General features: G+C 31.6%; 14 protein-coding genes. 12 read left to right on the top strand and 2 right to left on the bottom strand.

Translation table 11 applies throughout. The features are described from left to right. The first annotated feature begins 72 nt into the window (after positions 1-72). Positions 73-4,398 (top strand): Ig-like domain-containing protein, encoded by a 4,326-nt coding sequence (locus IY230_RS02090; RefSeq protein ID WP_196369687.1) that lies wholly within the window; start codon positions 73-75, stop codon positions 4,396-4,398. Between the two features lie 68 nt (positions 4,399-4,466). Here the strand turns inward: IY230_RS02090 and IY230_RS02085 are convergent, their stop codons facing one another. Then, complete coding sequence (locus IY230_RS02085) at positions 4,467-4,970, bottom strand: hypothetical protein (RefSeq protein ID WP_196369686.1); 504 nt, start codon at positions 4,968-4,970, stop codon at positions 4,467-4,469. Positions 4,971-5,080: 110 nt separating this feature from the next. Here IY230_RS02085 and IY230_RS02080 point away from each other — a divergent pair, with 110 nt between their 5' ends. The 8 genes from IY230_RS02080 (at position 5,081) to glgB (ending at position 16,798) form a co-directional block, all read left to right on the top strand. Then, positions 5,081-8,794: an AAA domain-containing protein gene (locus IY230_RS02080; protein WP_196369685.1), complete on the top strand. Its 3,714-nt coding sequence runs from the start codon at positions 5,081-5,083 to the stop codon at positions 8,792-8,794. A 3-nt stretch (positions 8,795-8,797) separates the two neighbouring features. Further along, entirely contained in the window at positions 8,798-9,091 is a 294-nt protein-coding gene (locus tag IY230_RS02075; RefSeq protein WP_230852577.1) for a DUF1294 domain-containing protein, read from the top strand. 138 nt (positions 9,092-9,229) lie between these two features. Then, entirely contained in the window at positions 9,230-9,808 is a 579-nt protein-coding gene (locus tag IY230_RS02070; protein WP_196369684.1) for a DUF2188 domain-containing protein, read from the top strand. A gap of 49 nt (positions 9,809-9,857) precedes the next feature. Further along, positions 9,858-10,529 (top strand): SOS response-associated peptidase, encoded by a 672-nt coding sequence (locus IY230_RS02065; protein ID WP_196369683.1) that lies wholly within the window; start codon positions 9,858-9,860, stop codon positions 10,527-10,529. Between the two features lie 16 nt (positions 10,530-10,545). Then, complete coding sequence (locus IY230_RS02060) at positions 10,546-11,301, top strand: hypothetical protein (RefSeq protein ID WP_196369682.1); 756 nt, start codon at positions 10,546-10,548, stop codon at positions 11,299-11,301. Position 11,302: 1 nt separating this feature from the next. After that, entirely contained in the window at positions 11,303-12,349 is a 1,047-nt protein-coding gene (locus tag IY230_RS02055) for an LLM class flavin-dependent oxidoreductase (RefSeq protein WP_196369681.1), read from the top strand. 120 nt (positions 12,350-12,469) lie between these two features. Next, a complete protein-coding gene (locus tag IY230_RS02050; protein ID WP_196369680.1) occupies positions 12,470-14,848 on the top strand; it encodes a glycogen/starch/alpha-glucan phosphorylase in 2,379 nt (792 codons plus the stop codon). A gap of 105 nt (positions 14,849-14,953) precedes the next feature. Next, on the top strand, positions 14,954-16,798 hold the full coding sequence (gene glgB / locus IY230_RS02045) for a 1,4-alpha-glucan branching protein GlgB (protein WP_230852576.1): 1,845 nt from the start codon (positions 14,954-14,956) through the stop codon (positions 16,796-16,798). A 19-nt stretch (positions 16,799-16,817) separates the two neighbouring features. Here glgB and IY230_RS02040 read toward each other — a convergent pair whose 3' ends face one another. Further along, positions 16,818-17,789, bottom strand: a complete 972-nt coding sequence (locus IY230_RS02040; RefSeq protein WP_196369678.1) for a LacI family DNA-binding transcriptional regulator — start codon at positions 17,787-17,789, stop codon at positions 16,818-16,820. 73 nt (positions 17,790-17,862) lie between these two features. On the opposite strand from IY230_RS02040, the gene IY230_RS02035 reads away from it, so the two are divergent. From IY230_RS02035 to dgs, 3 genes are read left to right on the top strand one after another with little or no spacing between them, the layout of a single operon-like run. Further along, positions 17,863-19,815: an alpha-amylase family glycosyl hydrolase gene (locus tag IY230_RS02035; RefSeq protein ID WP_196369677.1), complete on the top strand. Its 1,953-nt coding sequence runs from the start codon at positions 17,863-17,865 to the stop codon at positions 19,813-19,815. 5 nt (positions 19,816-19,820) lie between these two features. Beyond that, positions 19,821-20,702 (top strand): allose kinase, encoded by an 882-nt coding sequence (alsK, locus tag IY230_RS02030; protein ID WP_196369676.1) that lies wholly within the window; start codon positions 19,821-19,823, stop codon positions 20,700-20,702. A 24-nt stretch (positions 20,703-20,726) separates the two neighbouring features. Further along, positions 20,727-21,725: a processive diacylglycerol alpha-glucosyltransferase gene (dgs, locus tag IY230_RS02025; RefSeq protein ID WP_196369675.1), complete on the top strand. Its 999-nt coding sequence runs from the start codon at positions 20,727-20,729 to the stop codon at positions 21,723-21,725.

Raw genomic sequence — 21,725 nt, 5'->3', positions numbered from 1 at the left:
GTTTTCATAAACTGGTTAATTATAATATAATGACCAGTGTAGAAGCATTTTATGCAAAATAAAGGAGGATATATGAAAAGAAGATTATTAGTATTATTCATGGTAATTTTATCTTTTATCTTGGTTTCTTGTACAGAAATCGATGAAGCAAGTTTTAGCTTGAAAGATTCTGAAGTAACCATAAAAGTGGGTGATTCATACACTTTAGAGCATGAAATAACCGAAGGACTTGAAGTCGAATACACAATGTCAGTAGAAGGTGTTATTTCAATTTCAGGTCAAACAGTTACAGCACTTTCTGTAGGGGAAGTAGATGTTACTGCAACTGTTGTAGGTAAAGACTTAAGTGACACTATTAAAATTATAGTTGAAGCAAAAGAAGAACCTGTAGTAGAAGTTCAATCAGTTGCGATTACTGGGGATAATGCTGGTTTAGTAGGGGGAACAATAACACTAACTGCCACAATATTACCTGCAAATGCAACCGATAAAACAGTAACTTGGGAAACATCAAATGCGGAATTTGCAACTGTAGACAATGGCGTGGTTACATTAATCAAAGCTGGTGTAGTCACAATCACTGCAATATCAGGTGAAAAATCTGACACACATGAAATTACGATTACTAGTGTAGTTGTTGATGTTGAATCAGTTACAATTGAAGGACCAAGCGAAGGTGTAGAAGGATCAACAATTACACTAACTGCTAGTATACTACCTATAGATGCAACCAATAAGGAAGTAACTTGGACATCATCAAATGAAGAAGTAGCAACTGTAGTAGACGGTGTTGTTACACTTCTACAGGAAGGTGTTGTAACAATAACCGCAACGTATGGTGAAATAGTTGAAACTATAGAAATTACGGTTACAGCTAAAATGGCTGCTTATTTAAATGAAGTAGGTTATGTAACTATTCAAGAAGCCATTACAGCAGCAGTAAGTGGTGATAATATTGAAGTCAATAAGGGGGAGTTTTCTGAAAACTTAAACATTGATAAGCCATTAACACTTTTAGGTTTTGATGGACACCTAACAACATTAACTGGTAAGGTGACAATTGCTAAGAATATTGAAAACGTAGCACTTGAAGGCTTTAACATGACTGGTAACTTCCAAGTTGTAAGTACAGGTACATTAAAAGGCTTCTCATTTAGACATAATCATGTCTTTGATACCAACCTTGTTGCAACTGGATATGCTCCAAATGCTAGAACTAATGTAAATGCAATCATCCAATTATATGCTGGTGCAGGTACAAACATCTTTGGTGATATCCATATTGAATTTAATACATTTAATAACATCAAATCTGATATTATTGCTATTGATAGAACTATGGCTTCATCAGAAATTAACATTAGATCTAATGAATTTACGAATTTTAAAATTGGTGCGATTCGTTTTGATGGTGGTTATAATAACGGTACATACAATATCGAAGATAATACATTTAAAAACGATGTAAAACAAGCAGAAACTGCAATTTTATTTAGAGCATACTCTGCATCATCTGGTAACTTACAAACAATAAATATTCAAAGAAACCTTTTTGAAAATATTGGTAATGAATTTAACAATCCAACAGATAACTATCCACAATCAGCAGTAATTGCAACCTCAACATATAACTCATTTAACATCGATTTTAATATTATTGAAAACGTCTTTGTGAACACACATAACACAGTTCACTTAAGAAAAAATGAATCAACTACTACATTAATCTATGATGTAGACATTCTAGGAAATACATTTGAAAATCCAACTGGTTATGTATTCTTTGAAGATGGTAATCTTACACTCTTAGAAGATAACATCTACCTCGATAACATGGGTCAAGCAGTAGAAGCATCTAAAATACAAGATGAATTTACAGCGGGTAGAAGAATCATTAGAATACTACAAGCTGAAGCTGAGTATGTCATCATTAGATATACATTTAATGATGAAACATTAACTTACGATATCTCGGAAGAATTCAAAACAGGTGTAGTTGGAAGCAAAGTAAATGTTTTACCAAATCCTGAATTAGGTTACTTCACTGAATTTGAAGTCTATGAAGGTATTATCTTAGCTGATGGCTCATTAGTGATTGAAATTTATTATGAAATATTAGTGAACTCATTTACTTATGAACTAGAATTTAATGGTGGTAATACATTCTATGCAGATAGAGATTCTATGGTGAATGACTGGATCAATGATTACAATACATTTGGTGGTACATCTTATGTAATTAATGAACTACCAAGAGATACATTTGGTTCAAGTATTAATATTCATACTTTCTTCTTTGATGTACGATTCCGTGACAAATGGTTATGGGTTGCAAAATATTTAGGAGTTGTAGGTTCTTCAACAAATAAAGCTTCTGCACAAAATATCGTTAGCCGTGATTCAGTCGCTGCATTTGATGCAGTGAATTCAAACTACCGCTATGCATTCTCATATGAAGTGAGAGGTTTCATGGATGGCCGTAAATTTACTGAAAATGCAAACTGGCAATCAGCAGATTACAGTCTACGTGACCTTAAATATGGTTTCTGGAGTTATTTAATTGCTGATAAACAAGAAACAGTCTTCTTAAGTCAATCAGAGGTTCAAGTATTACCAACAGAAGTATACTTAGAAAATTATGAATTTAAAGGTTGGTTTAATAATCCGGAATTTACAGGTGATAGAATCTATGAAATCACTGAACCAACTAAACTATATGCAAAATTTGAGGAAAAAAATCCAGTGACATCACTTACTATCTCAAATCCAATTGGAGAAATGATTAAAGGTGATACATATGATTTAGTTGTAGATATTGCACCAACAGATGCATTCAATCAATTATTACTCTTTTCATCATCTGATCTAAAAGTCATCAGTGTCTCACCTGAAGGTACATTAACAGCATTAAATGCTGGTATTGCAGTTATTACTGTAACAAACCATAATGGTGAAATTATGACTACAATGGAAGTTACTGTACACCCTATGGATGATGTAACTCTAGAATTTAGTTCAGGATTTAATGGATTTATCAATGTGGGTGAAGAATTCACAATGACTGCAGTTGGTGTTGGTAAAGATAATGCTGGTAAAACATTCACCTATGTACCAGAAGAAGACGGTATCGTTGAACTTATAGGTACAAACACATTTAAAGCTTTATTACCAGGAACAACTTTAATTGACATCTTTGATGGTGCAGAACTCATCTACACTTATACAGTAGTAGTTCAACGTGCACTTGATGCTGAAGATAGAGTGGATCAATTACTTGATTTATTAGGTAACGCAAATAATGCAGTGGTTAATGGATTAAACGTTATTACATATTACACATCAGGACAAGAATGGTCTGACCCAAGATATGAAAGTGTCAACTTATACTTATTTGATGACTATGTAGTAGACAGAACAACATATCCTGCGGATCCCACAAAATTCTCTAACCGTTTAATGGACTCAGTAGAATTTGTCTTAATTCATGACACAGCAAATCTAAACGGTGGTCTAGCAAGCCATGGTGCATTCTTTGCAAATCCAGCAAATAGTATTGGTATTCATTACACCACTGGTGATTATGGTATCGTAGCAAGCTTACCTGATGAATATGTGGGATGGCATGCTGGTGATGGTACTGCATCTAGTTTCCAATGGCATGATACTGGTATTGTTGTAACAGATAATGAAAAACCAATAATTGATATTTCTACAGATGGTTTCTGGACATTTAATGGTCAAAAATCCACTGTCCAAGCGCCTCGTGGTGATAATAATGCTATCTTAGATAATTCATACTTTACATACCAAGGTCCAACTTGGGATGTCGTAGGTGGTAAATATGTAATTGGTACACACTGGTTTGCTAAGACACAACAAGCTCGTGGTGTGATTGCATCACGCGGTGGTAACCTGAACTCTATTGGAATTGAAATGAACATTAATACAAATGCAGATATCATTGATACAGTTCAGAGAACTGCAAAACTAGTAGCGAACTTACTAGAGGAAAACAACCTAAGTAATAACCGTGTAATTATGCACAATACAACAGATGGTAAAGGTGATCCATATACACTAAATAATACGGTTTATAATGGTACTTGGTATTTTGATAGATTTATGGAACACGTTGCAATCGAAAGATTAGTGTTATCACAATTTGCAGATGCAACAATCACATTCCATTCTGACTCAGAATTACTATCTGATACAGGTCGTGTGATTGCGATGCCACAAGTTACAACTGAAGTACAATATACAATTACAGTTGAAATTGGTGGTGTATCTAAATCTATTATACTTACATCAGTGATTCCAGGTATACATACATGGGATCAAAACTACGGATTCTTTAAACCAACTCAGGCTTGGGCAAAAGCAGATTACCGTAAATAACTAAAACATAAAAAAGCTGGTCTTACTTTGATAGTAGGACCAGCTTTTCTATTAAATTTTGTGTAAAACTATTTTTCGAATTGTAATAAAGAATAAATTAAAGAAGTAATACTTCCTAAGATAGCTAATATATAACCTAATATGGCACCAATAGCTAAGTCTAGATAGCCATAATTAGCAGTACCTTCAATACCTAAAAATGTAGTTACGTGTGTTGTATTTTCTGGAAGTTGAAAGAATAATACGACAGATAAAGCAAATGATAATGTTAAGAGTAAACCGAAAATTAGCTTAGACATGGATGTCTTTTTATCATTAATTGTGGTTATAACGAAGATGATACTCACAAGTGCAGGTAAACTAAAGGCTAATAAATTTAAAAAACTAAAATTCACCTTGTGATCTAAAAATCCACCGATTTGGAAAGTTTCACCGCCAAATGTTGCTGTAACACCGGTTAAGATGGCTTCGTCATTATTGTTTTGAAGTACGTTTAAAAATATACTACCAAAGATGAGTAGTGCTAAAAATAGTATAACAACTGGGAGAAAATTTTGTAATTTTTTTGTCATAGAATTGACCTCCTTTTTTATTATTATAATATAAAAATGTATTTATTCAAAAGTATTTGTTTTTAATCTTGGTTATATCATGTTAAAATGGCAATAGGTAGGTGGGAATCATGATGCATAAAAATAAACTATTAGAACAACTAATTGATTTGAGAACTGAACTTAGACTTACACATTTTAATAAAACCGGAGAGCAAATCATCATATTAAGTGATGCTGCTCTTTTTGAAGTAGCTCAAAAAAGACCTCTAAAACAAAATGAATTTAATGCAATTTCTGGTCTTGATGAAGATTTTAATAAGAAATATGCTCAGAAATTTTTAAGTATTATTAAATCATTTAATCAATCAAATCTTAAATCAGTTAAAGTATCTAAACAAGCAAGTAAAGTACTACATCACTATAAAGATAGACTCACAAACATGTCTAAAACAAATTCAAATCTTTATATGGGACAAATCTATCAAAATCATAGCTTCGATCTAACTTTAATAGAAAACAACTTAGAACTAAAAGATTATTTAACCAATAATCGTATTAAAAACTTAAAACTTAACTACAAGAGTGATGCCGATGAAAGACATATAACAAAACTCTATAGAGAAGTGAATAAGACCCAAATAGAAACAGGTAGTTATAACCTTTATATTGCTTACCCTTATGTGGAAGGTATCTTTAGTAAGGATAAGTTTCCTATTAAAGCACCACTACTATATTTTCCTGTAAAAATTGAGCGCACCCTCCGCACCTTTACTCTAAAAAAAGATAGTGAAAGAGATGTCATTTTTAATAGAGACTTATTACTTATTACATCTAAAATGGAGAAATCATCAATGGATTTTATTACCCCTGAAGTCACAGATTTTAATGAAAAAGTACTTCATGAGGTTGTTATCCCTTTTTATGAAAAACATGGTATATCCATTGAAATAGATGCAAAACACATAGAGTTCATCCCTTTTAAAAATAAATTAAAAGAAGACTTTATAAAGGTTAACCGTCCAAAGTTTAAACTACAACCTTATGCAACCTTATCACGATTTGAACTCTACTCATCTAGTATTCAAAAAGACATGGAACGTATATTAGCTACGAAACAATACAATGACTTACTTGAAGGTTTAATTGATGAAACGAACCTTTTTAAGCAAGAAGTAGCTAAACCAATGGAAATATCAGGGGAACCCATCAATGAGGATAATATCAGTTATATAAACGATTTAAACTTCAGTCAAGAACGCGTCATTGATTTATTAAACAGTGAAAAGAAAATAGTCATATGGGGTCCACCAGGTACAGGGAAAAGTCAAACCATTACTTCATTAATCGCATCCAGTATTTTAAAGGGTGAAAATGTATTAGTAGTCTCTGAAAAAAAGGTTGCCTTAGATGTAATTTATTCAAGACTAAAAAAGGCATCGAAATACGCAATGTTTATCGATGATGCAGAAAACAAACAAGATTTTTATTATAAATTAAATCATTTCTTAGAACCGGAACCACCAGTTCGTACACTAAATAATGATATCTATGCGTTAGAATCAGAAATTAAAAGACAATTGAATGATATGGAAAAATCACTTCAATTACTCTACGGGCACACATTTGAAATTAAACCTGTATTTGAACTTTTTTCTAGATACATTAAGGATAAAGATATTAAACTACATTTAACCCCTTATGATGTACATAAAATATTTCATGAAGTCTTTAAAAAACCTAGTTTCCAAATGATTGAGACACTAGAAAAAACTTTCGATAGTGATGCACACCTTAAGCGGATGATGGATTTAGATTGGTACTTAGAAAAGTATCCAATACTAGAAAAATTAGAAACTAAAATACCGAGAAGTCAAAAATTGATGTTTGATCAAATGCATGAAAAGTATCTTCAGTTAAAAACAACATATCAAAGATCAGGTATCTTTAAAAAGAGAAAACATAAGAAAACATTTATAAAAACTTACCTGGATGAAATCACTTATTTAAGTGTAAAGAAAAGTATCAGGAAGAAATATCTAAATCAATTATTTATTGATGATAGATTACATAGTTATATCTTTGAAAATATGAACCGCTTAAATAAATTAATGACAATCTATCAAACGCTAAAACCGTTTGAAAAAACATTCTTAAAGATGATGCATTCACATCCAAAAGTGAGAGGTATAGATGATAATTATAAATTAAGAACTTATATCTTTGAAGCGTATTATTCAGGATTTATTGAAGTCTTTAAGTCTGAGCACCAAAAACATTTATATATCTTTGATAATTATCAAGAGAAGGTTGATAAGATTAAAGAAATCATGCATCAAAAAATGTTGGTTACCAATGAATCGTTTGAGATGGAACTTTATAAACATGCACTTAACTTAAATAATACAAAGCGTATTATGGATATTAAAAGAGTGTTTGATTTATCTAATAAACCGAGTATTAAGTCTTTTATTGAAAACTTCCAACTAGAAATGAAGAGTCACATCAGATTATGGATGATGACACCAGAAGTGGTATCAGCTATTTTACCTTTAGAACACGGTATGTTTGATTTAGTTATCTTCGATGAGGCAAGTCAAATGTATGTAGAAAAAGGTATACCTTCAATTTATAGAGCTAAAAAAGTTGTTATTGCAGGAGACCCTAAACAACTTAGACCAAGTAGTTTAGGAACAGGTAGAACTGATGAACTTGATGAATTTTATGAAGATGATGTCTTTAAAGAAGTTTCCCTAGATGCTAAAAGTTTATTAGACCTTGCAAGATACCGCTTTAAAGAAGCGATTCTTAATTATCATTACCGGTCGACTTATGAAGAGTTAATCGCGTTTTCTAACCACGCTTTTTATGATGCTAAGTTAATGATTTCACCAAATCAAAAAAAGGCGGTTGAACCACCAATTGAATATGTATATGTCAAGGATGGTATGTTTGAAAATAGAAGAAATAAAAAGGAAGCAACTAAAGTTGTTGAAGTGATTAAAAAGATTCTAAGAACAAGACAACATAATGAATCTATAGGCGTTATTACATTTAATAGTACTCAAAGAGATGCTATTGAAAATGCAATTGATCAAGAGCTCTTTAAAAAAGGAACTTATCAAAAAGCGTTTGAACGAGAACTCTTTAGAAAAGATGATGGTGAAGATAAATCGTTATTTGTTAAAAATATTGAAAACGTTCAAGGTGATGAAAGAGATATCATAATATTTTCTATGGGATATGCTAAAAACAGCCAAGGACAAGTTATGAGACGGTTTGGGTGGCTTAATCATGATGGCGGACAAAACAGGCTTAATGTGGCAATTACACGTGCTAAACAAAAGATTTACTTCATATCTAGTTTGTATCCTGAAGAATTTAAAGTAGAAGATTTAAGTTCAACTGGTCCTAAACTCTTAAAAGATTTTATGAGATACTGTTACTATGTTTCAAATGAGAATGAAAATCTTGCTAAAGAGGTATTAAATCATTTACATAGTACAGAGATTGAAACCAGGAATGTGTTAATAGCACATATGGCAGAAGATGTTAAGAAACGATTAGAAAGATTAGGTTATGAAGTAGATTTAAATGTAGGAATTGGTAAATATAAAATTAATCTAGCGATTAAAGATGACAAACAAAAAGCCTATATATTAGGTATCTTAACTGATGTAGGTCTAAGTGACTTAAATGCAAGACGTGATTTATTACATCAAGAAAAATATCTAGAGTCTAGAGGATGGACCGTATATAGATTGTTGGAATCTAATTGGTATACAGATCCAAATAAAGAACTAAAGCAAATTAAAGATTTAATAAAAATAGAAAAGAGTAGTTGACATATGAACCCTGTATTTATATATGTGTATATTGTAGTGTGGATATTTATTTCACTCATAACCTATATAGCCTATTTGATAGATAAAGAACGTGCAAAAAAAGGTCAGTGGCGTATCAAGGAAAAACACCTGTTATTACTATCTGTATTTATGGGTTCAATTGGTGGACTCATGGGATTATATGTTGTAAGACATAAAACAAAACATTGGTATTTTATAGTGATTAATTGGCTATCATTTTTCTTACACCTTTATCTTATTTACTTTATTTATAGTCAAGTGGTTGTAACAAATTAGGTTTAAATGACTAAAATATTGAATTAGTTATCATAAAATAGGTAAATTAACTGTTTTTTTAACGTATCATTTCAATTTATTGATGTTTCGTAGTAAAATGAAAGTAGAATTATAATAATATGTAGGGGGAATTTCAATATGTATTTTACTGATTTATTTAAAGATAGCCTTTGGGCACTAGAAGAGTGGCTAATCATTGGACTAGGTGCATTAGTTGTTATTTTAATACTGTTTTTACTACTCAAACCAAAGAAGAAAAAGACACCACCTTATACTGAGGTCAAAGCTGTCTCTAAAAGTGGACTTAAAGTAGAACCTGATAAGCCAGCAATCAAAGTAGAGGAAACACCAAAAGAAGATGAAAAACCTCTAGTTGAAGAAAAACCGGTTGTTAAAACTCACGATAAAGCTGCACCTAAAAAGGCATCTGCTCCTAAAGAAGCACCTGCTAAAAAAGAAGAAAAATCTGCAACGGACACGGATAAAGTTGTAAAATATCATGTATCACAAAATAAAGATGAAAAATCTGAGTTTAAAAATCAGTGGCGTGTTAGAAAACAAGGTTCACAAAAAACAATTAAGTACTTTAAGACTCAAGCAGAGGCTATTGCATATGCAGAGACTTTAGCTGAGAATAATGACACATCCATTGTCATCCATAAACGCGATGGATCCATTAGAAAACAAGATTATACAAAGAAGAAATCCTCTAACTAGAGGATTTTTTATTTGCTATGTTACAATAGATGTAAAGAGGGTGATACTCATGTGTGGACGTTTTACACTAACTGTGTCAAAAGATCAACTAGAAGCCTTACTAAAGAGTAGATATGATATTTTAGATAGTCCTAACTTCAAGCTACCAAGATATAATATTAGTCCATCTAATGAAGTGATTAGTATTTTACATGATGGTAAAAGACATCGAGTTGGTCAGTTAAAATGGGGCTTTAGACCGAAGTTTTCATCAACAGATAAACCTTTAGAAATTATTAATATCAAGGGTGAAACAGTATTTGAAAAACCAATCTTTAAAGAAAGTGTTCTAAAAAGACGCTGCACCATTTTAGCAGATAGTTTTTTTGAATGGAATAGAGATAAAAAAGATAAAAACCCGTATAGATTTATGACCGATAATGGACTGTTTGCTATGGCAGCAATCTGGCAAACGGTAGAAACTAAAACGAGTGAAAAGATACATACTGTTGCGATTATTACAACTGAAAGTAATGATCTCATGCATGCTATCCATGATAGGATGCCAGTTATCTTAACTAAAGAAGAAGAACAAATTTGGCTAAATAATCAAATTAAAGATATAAAGACACTAGAAAAATTAATTAAGCCTTTTGATGCTGAACATATGTATTATGAAAGAGTTTCAACCTTAGTAAATAACCCTAAAAATGATGATATCGCAGTAATTGCAAAAATATAGACGAGGAAGATATGAAATGGATAGATTAAAAAGATTAGGTGACATCTTACAAGCATTTGATGCTTATGATGTTTTTGAGTATTATAAATTAAATGGTGCTTCTGCACTACAGTTTTTAATAATTGATTTAGGGTTTGTAACAAATGAACTCAATTTTGATTTAGATACAAATTTAGATATTAAAAAAGTAAATGAATTAAGAAATATAGTAAACCGCGAACTACCAAAAATATTACAACAAAAAAACTTTAGTTTAGATGTTAAGCACACACAATTAACAGGCAGGATTGACAGTTATGCGATCATTGATAATACAACGAAGCAAGAATATAAATTAAACTTTAATTATTTAAACCGTGTACACGTATTAAACACTGAGTACTTTGCAAGAAAAGATAATCAATTTGAGGATTTACATATATATGCGCTATCAACACTTGAAAACTATGCTAAGTTTTTTGTTGAAATACTTGAAGGGAAACCATTTATCAGTGTACTTGATCATGTAATTGCATCCAACAAAATTATGCCTCAACAATACCCTTTTATCAAAAAAATGGTGCTTTTTTACATAGCAATCAGTGATATGAAGCAACAAATTAATTTGGATTTAATGCCGCTTAAATTAAAAACGTTACTTAACTTTAACGAAAGCGATCTTTTATTTTTAGATAAAGTAAATCAGGGTGTATTAGACATACCTATGATTTTACCTCCAACAATGGCATCAAAACTAGATAATCATCCGAAAGTTAAATTAATGAGGCAATAAAATGAAACCATATACATTAGGTATGATCACTTTTTTAGAAAGTGGCATCGATGAAAAAAGTGGGAAAGTATCTCACAAAGAACGCTTAGACCGTGCAATTGAAGAAATTGTTTTAGCTGATAAGGTAGGTCTTGATTATTATGGTATTGGTGAGCATCATAGATCAGACTATGCTGCATCAAGTCCCCAAATCATATTGGCTGCAGCAGCAAAACTTACAAACCGCATTCATTTGGGTAGTGCTGTGACTGTTTTATCAAGTTCAGACCCAGTTCGAATTTATGAGGATTTTGCAACGCTTGACGTATTAAGTAATGGGCGAGCTGAAATTATGGCTGGTAGAGGTTCATTTATTGAATCCTTCCCACTATTTGGTTATGATCTAGATGACTATCAAACACTATTTACAGAAAAACTGGACATGTTACTTGAAATTAGAAAAAGTGAACGTCTTACTTGGAAGGGTGGAAAACACACCCCAAAACTAGATAATGTTGGTATATATCCTAGAAGTATCCAAGAAAAGTTAAAGGTAAGTATTGCTGTAGGTGGTACACAATCAAGTATTGTACGTGCTGCTAAATTGGGGTTACCAATGATTATTGCTGTTCTAGGTGGTTCTCCACTTAGATTTAAACCATTAGTGGATCTCTACAAACATTTTTATCATGAGGCAGGGCATAATCCTGATGACATGGAAATTGGCATTGCAATTCATGGTCTTATCACAGATAAAGATCCAAATGATCTTGTTGAACGTTATTTCTTACCGCACCATGCAACCTTCACTAAATTGGGTGAAGAGCGTGGTTGGAGTGTAGGTCATAAAAAAGAATACTTGAGTAAAGTATTAGAGGGACCACTTTTTGTAGGTCATGTAGATGATATTGAAAAACGTATTTTAGAAGTCTTTGAAGGTTTGGGTGTCAATAGATTTTTACTGCAAACACCAGGTTCATTAATGCCTCATGAAGATGTATTAAAAACAATTGAACTCTATGGAAATAGAATCATACCAAATATTAAGAAAAAATTAAATAAAGCTTAATCATGAAAGATGATGTGAAACTGGTTGCAGATATTATAATGTAAACGGTTGCACATCTTTTTTATCATATTTGTGTGATAAAATATGCATGTATAATTACTTATCAGAAAGGAACTTAAAATGGACAACGTATTTATTAACAAAGAGATTTTTAAGGGCGCATATATACTCACGCTAAAGAATCTATTCAATAAAAGAATAGAAACAGCAACATTATATGAAAAGTATGCAGCATTAGCTTCATTACTTGATAAACAACTAGAGACTGATTACGAAGCAACTACTGAATATGTAGAGAAAAACAACTTAAAGAAAACTATTTATTTTTCAATGGAGTTCTTAATGGGTCGTTTAATCACATCTAACCTGATGAATTCAGGTTATGCGGATGTTGTAAAAGCGGCATTTGATGATTTTGGATATGATTTAAATGAAATAGAACTTGCAGAAACTGATGCAGGACTTGGTAATGGAGGATTAGGTCGTTTAGCGGCTTGTTTCCTTGATTCAGCAGCATCATTATCACTACCTTTTTATGGTAACTCATTAAGATACAAAAAAGGATTTTTCGTTCAAAGATTTGAAAACGACAAACAAAGAGAATATCCGGACCCATGGTTAGATAAACCTTTTTATTGGGAAGAAAGAAAAGACGAAGAAGCTATCCATATTCCATATTTTGGTTATGTTAAAGATACAAAATTAATTGATCCTGTATGGATTAAAGCTGTACCTTATGATGTTAAGGTTGTAGGTGCTGGAAATGGTGTGATTACACACCTTAGATTATGGTCAGCTGAAAAGAGTGAATTGCATCCATATCATGATGAAAAATATCTAAAAATGGTTTCTACAATCACAGAATCATTATACCCAGATGACTCTACTGAAGCGGGTAAAACATTAAGATTACAACAACAATACCTATTCTCTGCGGCAGGTATTAAATCAGTTATTTTAGAACATAAACGCTTAGGTCGTGATATTAGAGACTTACATAAATATTATGTATTCCAAGTAAATGACACCCACCCAACATTAATTATTCCTGAATTAATGCGCATCTTGATGGATGAAGAAAACTTAGGTTATGATGAGTCATGGGATATTGTTACGCAATCAGTAGCATATACAAACCATACGATTTTATCTGAAGCTTTAGAAAAATGGAATATTAAGATCTTTAGAAACTTATTACCTAGAACATTTGAAATTGTTCAAGAAATGAATCGTAGATTCAAGATTGTTTTAGAAGAAGCTAAAGTACCACAAGAAAAAGTATATCAGATGCAACTAATTGGTGCTAACAACGTACGCATGGCTAATATTTGTATCTATGGATCGTTTTCAGTGAACGGTGTTGCTGCATTACATACTGATATCTTAAAGAACATTGAACTCAATGACTTCTACAAATTATATCCATCCAAATTTAACAATAAAACTAACGGTATTACCCACCGTAGATGGTTATTACATATTAACCATGAATTGACTGACATACTTGATAATTTATTAGGCAGCAATGCATGGCATAAAGACTTAAGTTTAATCAAGGGATTAGAAAAATATAAAGATGATCTAAAAGTCCAAAAAATGATTAAAGACATGAAATTATCTAAGAAGCGTGCACTCGTTCAGAAGATTAAAAAAGATACAGGTATCCTTCTTGATGAAAATGCTATTTTTGACATTCAAATTAAACGTCTTCACGAATACAAACGTCAATTACTAAATATCTTAAATATCATTTACACATATCAAAGATTAAAAACAGATATGGAATTCAAAAAGAACTTCCATCCTCAAAACTTTATCTTTGGTGCTAAAGCAGCACCTTCATATGTGATGGCTAAAGGTATTATTGAATTGATCAACAAAACAAGCCATGTCATAAATAATGATACAGATACAAACAAATTACTTAAAGTTGTCTTCGTAGAAAACTACAATGTAACCTATGCTGAATACTTATTCCCGGCTGCAGATTTATCTGAGCAAATTTCTACTGCATCTAAAGAAGCAAGTGGAACAGGTAATATGAAGTTCATGTTAAATGGTGCTGTAACAATAGGTACTATGGACGGTGCTAACGTAGAAATCGTTAAAGAAGCTGGTATGGAAAATAACATCATCTTTGGTTTATCTTCTGATGAAGTAAATAGCATCTATAAAAATAATGGATACAAACCTAGACAAATTTATGATGAAGATCCAAGATTACAATCTATATTTGATTTTATAAGAGCATTAACAATTAATCCAACCCACTTTGACTTTATAATGCAAAATTTATTAACATCTGACTACTTCTTGGTATTAAAAGATTTTGATAGTTATGTAAAAGCACAAGAAAGAGCAAATCAATTATATAAAGATCAAAAACAATGGTGGCACATGGTTATCATGAATATTGCAAATGCTGGCTTCTTTACTTCTGATCGTACAATAGCACAATACAATCAAGACATTTGGCAGCTAGAAGAAATAAAAAAATAATAAATTTATAAAGAAAATGAGCCTTATTTTAATGATAAGGCCATTTTTGTAGCATATTTAGTGTAAAATAGTATTAAAGGATAATCATTGGGGAGGTACATAAAATTGGCATTTACAGAATCTCATGCAAATTTATATTTATTGGGCAAGAACTATTTAGCACATCAGTTTTTAGGCGCACACCTGAATAAGGATGATGATGGAAACATCATATCTACCACATTTACTGTTTATGCACCCAACGCAAAAGAAGTTAGACTTATTGCTGATTTTAATAATTTTGAAGGCTGGAAACATGTTCTAACTAAAATTCATCCGCAAGGATTTTGGTCCATTACGATATCAAAAGATCTTGAATGGGCAACCTACAAATATGAGGTCCATCAGAAAGATGGCAAGGTTGTACATAAGTCAGACCCATTTGGATACTTTTCTGAAGTAAGACCATCAAATGCATCTAAAGTTTACGATATAGAAGCATATTATTGGAAAGATCATGATTGGTTTAAAAATAAGAAAAAGGTCTATGATCAACCAATACTTATCTATGAAGTCCATCTGGGTTCATGGCAAAGAAATAACGGTCAATTTAGACCATATAATGAAGTCGTCAAAGAGTTAATTGAGCATGTAAAATACAATGGTTTTACGCATATTGAACTCATGCCAGTCTATGAGCATCCACTGGATGACTCATGGGGTTATCAAGGTACAGGTTTTTTTGCAGCAACCTCTAGATTTGGGTCACCAAAAGATTTAATGTACTTAATAGATCAATGTCATCAACATGGCATTGGTGTAATCATGGACTGGGTTCTAGGTCATATTAATAAAGATGACTTTGGTTTATTTAAATTTGATGGGACTTACCTTTATGAATATGAGGATGCCTTTAAAAGGGAAAATATTACTTGGGGTACAGCAAATCTAGACTTCAACAAAGGTATTACTAGAAGTTTTATGATGTCTGCCTTAACTTTTTGGATGGATTATTTCCATGTTGACGGATTTAGAATTGATGCAGTATCTCACTTGTTTTATTATCTAGGTGATCAGTCAAATGGTATAAATGAAGAAGCTATTTCATTTTTAAAAGAAATATCAGCACACATATTTAGTAAGGATGAAACCTTTATTCTATCTGCAGAAGACTCAACAGCCTTTCCACTAGTTACCAAACCAACCTTTGCTGGAGGTATTGGTTTCAATTATAAATGGAATATGGGCTTTATGAATGATGTCTTATCTTATTTTAAACTTGATCCAATTTACCGAAAACATCACCATGATAAATTAACTTTTGGCTTAGTATATGCATTTAACGAACAATTTATTTTACCTTTTAGCCATGATGAAGTCGTACACCTAAAAGGTTCCTTAGTCAGTAAAATGCCGGGAAGTTACGAACAAAAGTTTGCTCATTATAGAAATCTGATTACATTCTATATGACGCATCCTGGTAAAAAATTACTATTTATGGGACAAGAATTTGCTCAAATTGCAGAATGGGATTTTAAAAAGGAACTTGACTGGGAATTGTTAAAGTTTCCTATACATGACGCTTTTAATAGGTATTTTAGAGATTTAGCACATGTTTATAGACACCACGATGCACTTTATAAAAAAGATCATGACCCATCAGGATTTAAATGGTTAATTGTGGATCATAAAGACACATCTGTCTTCGCTTACGCAAGATACTCGGATAACGAAGTGCTTGTTATGGTTCATAACCTGACTCCAAACTATTATCAAAGCTATGAAGTTGGTGTACCTTATGAAGGAACTTATGAGGAAATATTAAATTCCGACAAAGATATTTATAATGGTACAAACTTATATAACGGCTTACCACTAAAGACCTATAAAGAACCAAGAAATGGTCAACCATATCATATCAAGGTACAACTTTCAGGGTTAACGAGTATTATCTTTAAATATAAAAAATGAGAATCCTATTTTAGGATTCTCATCTTGTTGATTTACGTTCTACTAATTCAACATTCATGACTTCATGAAGTGTGGATAACTCATCACCACGAATTAACCTTGTTAGATTGATAAACGCTTGTTTACCTAATAAATTGATTGGTTGAGAAATGGTTGTTAGGGGTGGATGAATCCACTCTACAAAAGGTGTATTATCATAACCAATAATTTGGACATCTTCAGGCACTTTGCGACCTAACCGTTGTAAAATAGAAGATATGACAAGTGCCATTGTATCTGAGTATGCAAAGATACCATCAATATGAGGATTAGCACTTAAAACTTGTTCGATAAGTTTAGCATCCGGATTAACTAGGTCAAAGTCGAAGACATCAGCGTGTAAATTATGTTCTTTTAAAATCTTATTAAAACCTAATGTTCGCTCAATCGTTGTCATTAAAAAACTTGGACCTCTAAAGACAGCTAAATGCTTAGAACCGCCTTTAATAAGTTTCTTAGCAGCTAACTCACCTGCAGTCACAGAGTCTGCAGTAATAGAAGGGATGTTTTCATCTAAAATGTGATCAATTGTAATAATCGGTACCTTGATTTCATCTAGTTTAGACATGTTTTGGAAATTAGATGCTACAATAATACCTTCAATATTATATTGTTCAAAGAATCTAATATATTCTAATTCACGTTCAGGGTCGTCTTGAACGTTGAAGAACATAATTTTATAACCATTTGCCTGAGCTTGACTCTCAATCGATTCTAATAATTCACCATAAAAGTATGGCCCGATATGCGGTACAATGACCGCAATGATTTTAGAAGAACGATTGGTTAAACTTCTAGCTAGTTGGTTAGGCACAAAACCTAAGTCTTTAATAGACTGTTCAATAAGCAAACGTGTATCTTCATGTACGTAACCACGCTTATTGATAACACGTGATACTGTGGAGATACTGACATTCGATTTCTTAGCTACATCTTTAATGGTTGGTTTCATAGTTCACCTCGTATATATTATACTTATTTTATCATAATAAACTAAAAAACATGAAAGTGTAGGAAATATTATAATGATTAAAGCTTTTATTGATGATTTACAATTAATTAGATTAGAATCTACTGACTATATTTATGACATTCATATCCAGGGTTATGAAATCACTTGGTATAAAAATGAAGGTGAAAATCAATATTTTAAATCGAATATCGATTTGAAATTACATGAAGTTGACCATGTTTATATCAATCATCATAGATATCCATTACACATTGGATTAGTGACACTACATAAATCGTTTGATAAAAAATATAGATATGATGGTCCGCTTGGCGCAGTTTATACCAGGACACACACTGACTTTTATGTTTATAGTCCAGTTGCTAAAGAAATGTATTGTATGGTAGATGGTGCTACGTATGAAATGACATACTTAGAAGGTGGTGCATACCATGTTCGAGTTCAAGGTGATCTTGAAGGAAAAACCTACGCTTATAATGTAAGACTAGTGGATACATTCCAATTAGCAAATGATCCATACACTATAGCAAGCAATCTAGATGCCTCTGTTATTATTGATGTTGATAAATTAGAACCACAAGTTCATGATCACGTTACCTTAAAAAAATATACAGATGCAGTCATTTATGAAGGTATGATAAGAGATTTAACCATTGATCTTGATGTACCAAATAAAGGTACTTTCTTAGGTGTGACAGAATATAGTGAAACATTAAAATCATCCGTTCTAGAATACATAAAAAACTTAGGTGTTACACATTTTCAAGTATTACCAGTTTATGATTTTTATGGCGTAGATGATGTGAATAAAGATGCACTTTATAACTGGGGATATAACCCAATGCAATATTTTGCATTAGAAGGGTGGTTATCTAAAAATCCAAGTGATCCATATAGTAGAATCAACGAATTTAGAAAAATAGTTGATAAAGCCCATGAAATTGGCTTAGGTGTGAATATGGACGTTGTTTATAATCACGTTTATGAACGTGCATTATTCCCTTATGATTATTTTGTTCCAGGTTATTTTTATAGACACGATAAACACTTTAAACAAACACACTCTGCATTTTTAGAAAATGACGTTGAAACAACCAATTACATGGTTAGACGTTTAATAATTGATTCACTTGTTCATTTTGTTAAAAACTATAAAGTAGATGGATTTAGATTTGATTTAATGGGCTTAATGGATGTAGATACTATGAATCAAATAGATGTAGAGCTTAGAAAGTTAAATCCAAACATCATGCTTTATGGTGAAGGTTGGAATATGGACAATGCACTACCTAAGTCAAAACGTAGTAACATGAACAACCAAGCATTAATGCCTGCTATTGGACACTTTAATGATTTTTATAGAAATCTATTTAAGGGTGCGCTACACACAAAAGAACTTGGTTATGCAACTGGGTCTAAAGAAAAATTAGAAGATGTAGTAAAAGCATTAAAGGGTTCACCTCATATATTTAATACGCCTAATAAATCAGTAAACTATGTTGAATGTCATGATAATATGACACTTTTCGATACTTTGCACTTTAACTATAAAGATAAGAAAATTAAACATATATATCAAGATCTAGCAAATCATATCATCGCAATCTCACAAGGTATACCTTTCTACCATGCTGGTCAAGAAATGTATCGCTCTAAGGATGGTGTTGAAAACTCTTATAAATCACCAGATAGTATTAATATGGTGAAATGGGAAGATTTTTCAAGCATTAAGAAATTAAGACAAATCTTAAAGATAAGAAAATCATACAAAGTATATCGTCATTCAGATTATAATAAAGATGTTCATGCCAAAATTCATAGTGATTATGTACTTTATTCATTAAAATCTAATACGTATACACTAGATCACTACATTAAAAATGATTTTGATGAAATAAAAATACCATTAAATGGTAAACTAATATTTGGATCTAAGAATGTAAAAACACTAGATAATGAGATTTTAATTAACAAACCAGGTGTTTATATTATCAAAAGGAAGTAAATAATATGAAAAATTATTTTATCGGAATTGACTGTGGCGGTACAAATATTAGAATCGGTTTAGTCGATGATGATTTTGTTATTCACCATGAAGAAAAGCACCAATCTACTAAAGTTGGAAAAGATTTAGGTGGACTTATTCGCTCATATGTTTTAAAATACAAAGACAGCTATAGCATTGAAGCAATTGGTATTGGATTTCCTGGTATCGTTGACCTTCATACAAGACAAGTTTTAAATATACCTAACTTAAGAGCTTTTGAAGGTGACTATTTATTAAGTTTAGAAAAAGAATTAAATATCCCAATATTTATTGGTAATGATGTCAATATATTAATGCTATATGATGCAAAACATTTTAATATTGAACCTAATAAATCAGTGATGGGCTTTTATTTAGGAACTGGTTTTGGTAGTGCAATTCGTATTAAAAATATGATGTATCAAGGAGATTTTGGTGCAGCTGGTGAAATCGGGCACGTACCAATGTATTTAAGAGGTATCATGTATAACCAAAAACAAAGTGATTTAGAATCTGAAGTTTCAGGGTTTAATTTAAAAGCAATCCATGATAAGCATTTTAAGGATTCACCATTTGAAACCATGTTCATAGATCAATTTAATCATCAAGTCATTCAAGACTATCTTCATTTATTGGCATTTTATATTACAACCCAAATGACGATATTAGATATATCCACCATTATTTTAGGTGGTGGCGTGATAATGAGTGAACAATTTCCAAAAGCTTATTTAGAATCTCTCATATTAAAAAACTTATTTGCAGATAAAACAAAAGAAAACTTCAAAGTATATTATGCAGATAGTCATGTCAACTCAGGTATATACGGAGCAGTTATCTTTGCAAAACAAAACTTAGACAATTAGAAATAGAAAAGAGGTATTTTTATTATGAAAGTACTATTGTACTCACAAAAACAAAGTATGTTAAAAAAATCTGGCATTGGTAGAGCATTTTATCATCAAAAGCGTGCACTAGAAGCTGCAGGTATTGAATATACTACAGACCCTAAAGACACTTACGACTTGGTGCATGTGAATATTGCACACTCCAATAAGATTAAAAAATTCAGAAAAAAATACCCAGTAATTGTTCATGGACACTCAACAGTGCAAGACTTTAGAAGAAGTTTTGCATTTTGGCGTATCATGGCACCATTTTTCTATAAACATCTACAAAACATTTATGGTATTGCAGATTTGATTATTACACCAACGAGATATTCTAAGTTTTTAATTGAATCGATGCATGTAGTTAAATCTCCTGTTGTTGCATTATCAAACGGCATTGATTTAGAAGCTTATAAGTATAAACAAGAAAATGTAGATGCATTTAGAAAACACTTTAATCTAAAGCCTAACTCAAAAGTAGTGATAGGTGTTGGTCTATTATTTGAAAGAAAGGGTATACACGATTTTATAGAAGTTGCTCGTACTATGCCAAATGTTACTTTCATTTGGTTTGGTAATTTATCTAAACTTGCAACCACTCACTTTATTAGAAAACGCATAAAAAATAAACCTAAAAATATGATTATGCCGGGCTATGTTGATGGTGCAGTCATTAAGGGTGCATTTAGTGGTGCAGATTGTGTATTCTTCCCAAGTTATGAAGAAACAGAAGGAATTGTTGTCTTAGAAGGTTTAGCAAGTAAAACACCAGTTGTTTTACGTGATATTCCTGTCTATTATGACTGGTTATTCCATAAAGAGCATGTACTAAAAGGACATAATAACTTTGAATTTAGTAAATTGATTGAAAAAGTTTTACATGAAGATCAATCAGAAATGATTGAAAAAGGTTATAAAATTGTTCAAGATAGATCTATTGATAAAATTGGTGAAGGCTTGAAACAAGCTTATCAAGAAGTTATTAAAATCAAGAGGTAA

Source organism: Acholeplasma laidlawii (assembly GCF_015709225.1).
GTDB lineage: Bacteria > Bacillota_I > Bacilli_A > Acholeplasmatales > Acholeplasmataceae > Acholeplasma > Acholeplasma laidlawii_A.
This window is presented reverse-complemented; position numbering and strand designations above follow the sequence as displayed.

Coding starts and splice junctions, on each gene's coding strand:
- IY230_RS02090 (WP_196369687.1), top strand. CDS start 73: ATGAAAAGAAGATTATTAGTATTATTCATGGTAATTTTATCTTTTATC.
- IY230_RS02085 (WP_196369686.1), bottom strand. CDS start 4,970: ATGACAAAAAAATTACAAAATTTTCTCCCAGTTGTTATACTATTTTTA.
- IY230_RS02080 (WP_196369685.1), top strand. CDS start 5,081: ATGATGCATAAAAATAAACTATTAGAACAACTAATTGATTTGAGAACT.
- IY230_RS02075 (WP_230852577.1), top strand. CDS start 8,798: ATGAACCCTGTATTTATATATGTGTATATTGTAGTGTGGATATTTATT.
- IY230_RS02070 (WP_196369684.1), top strand. CDS start 9,230: ATGTATTTTACTGATTTATTTAAAGATAGCCTTTGGGCACTAGAAGAG.
- IY230_RS02065 (WP_196369683.1), top strand. CDS start 9,858: ATGTGTGGACGTTTTACACTAACTGTGTCAAAAGATCAACTAGAAGCC.
- IY230_RS02060 (WP_196369682.1), top strand. CDS start 10,546: ATGGATAGATTAAAAAGATTAGGTGACATCTTACAAGCATTTGATGCT.
- IY230_RS02055 (WP_196369681.1), top strand. CDS start 11,303: ATGAAACCATATACATTAGGTATGATCACTTTTTTAGAAAGTGGCATC.
- IY230_RS02050 (WP_196369680.1), top strand. CDS start 12,470: ATGGACAACGTATTTATTAACAAAGAGATTTTTAAGGGCGCATATATA.
- IY230_RS02040 (WP_196369678.1), bottom strand. CDS start 17,789: ATGAAACCAACCATTAAAGATGTAGCTAAGAAATCGAATGTCAGTATC.
- IY230_RS02035 (WP_196369677.1), top strand. CDS start 17,863: ATGATTAAAGCTTTTATTGATGATTTACAATTAATTAGATTAGAATCT.
- alsK (WP_196369676.1), top strand. CDS start 19,821: ATGAAAAATTATTTTATCGGAATTGACTGTGGCGGTACAAATATTAGA.
- dgs (WP_196369675.1), top strand. CDS start 20,727: ATGAAAGTACTATTGTACTCACAAAAACAAAGTATGTTAAAAAAATCT.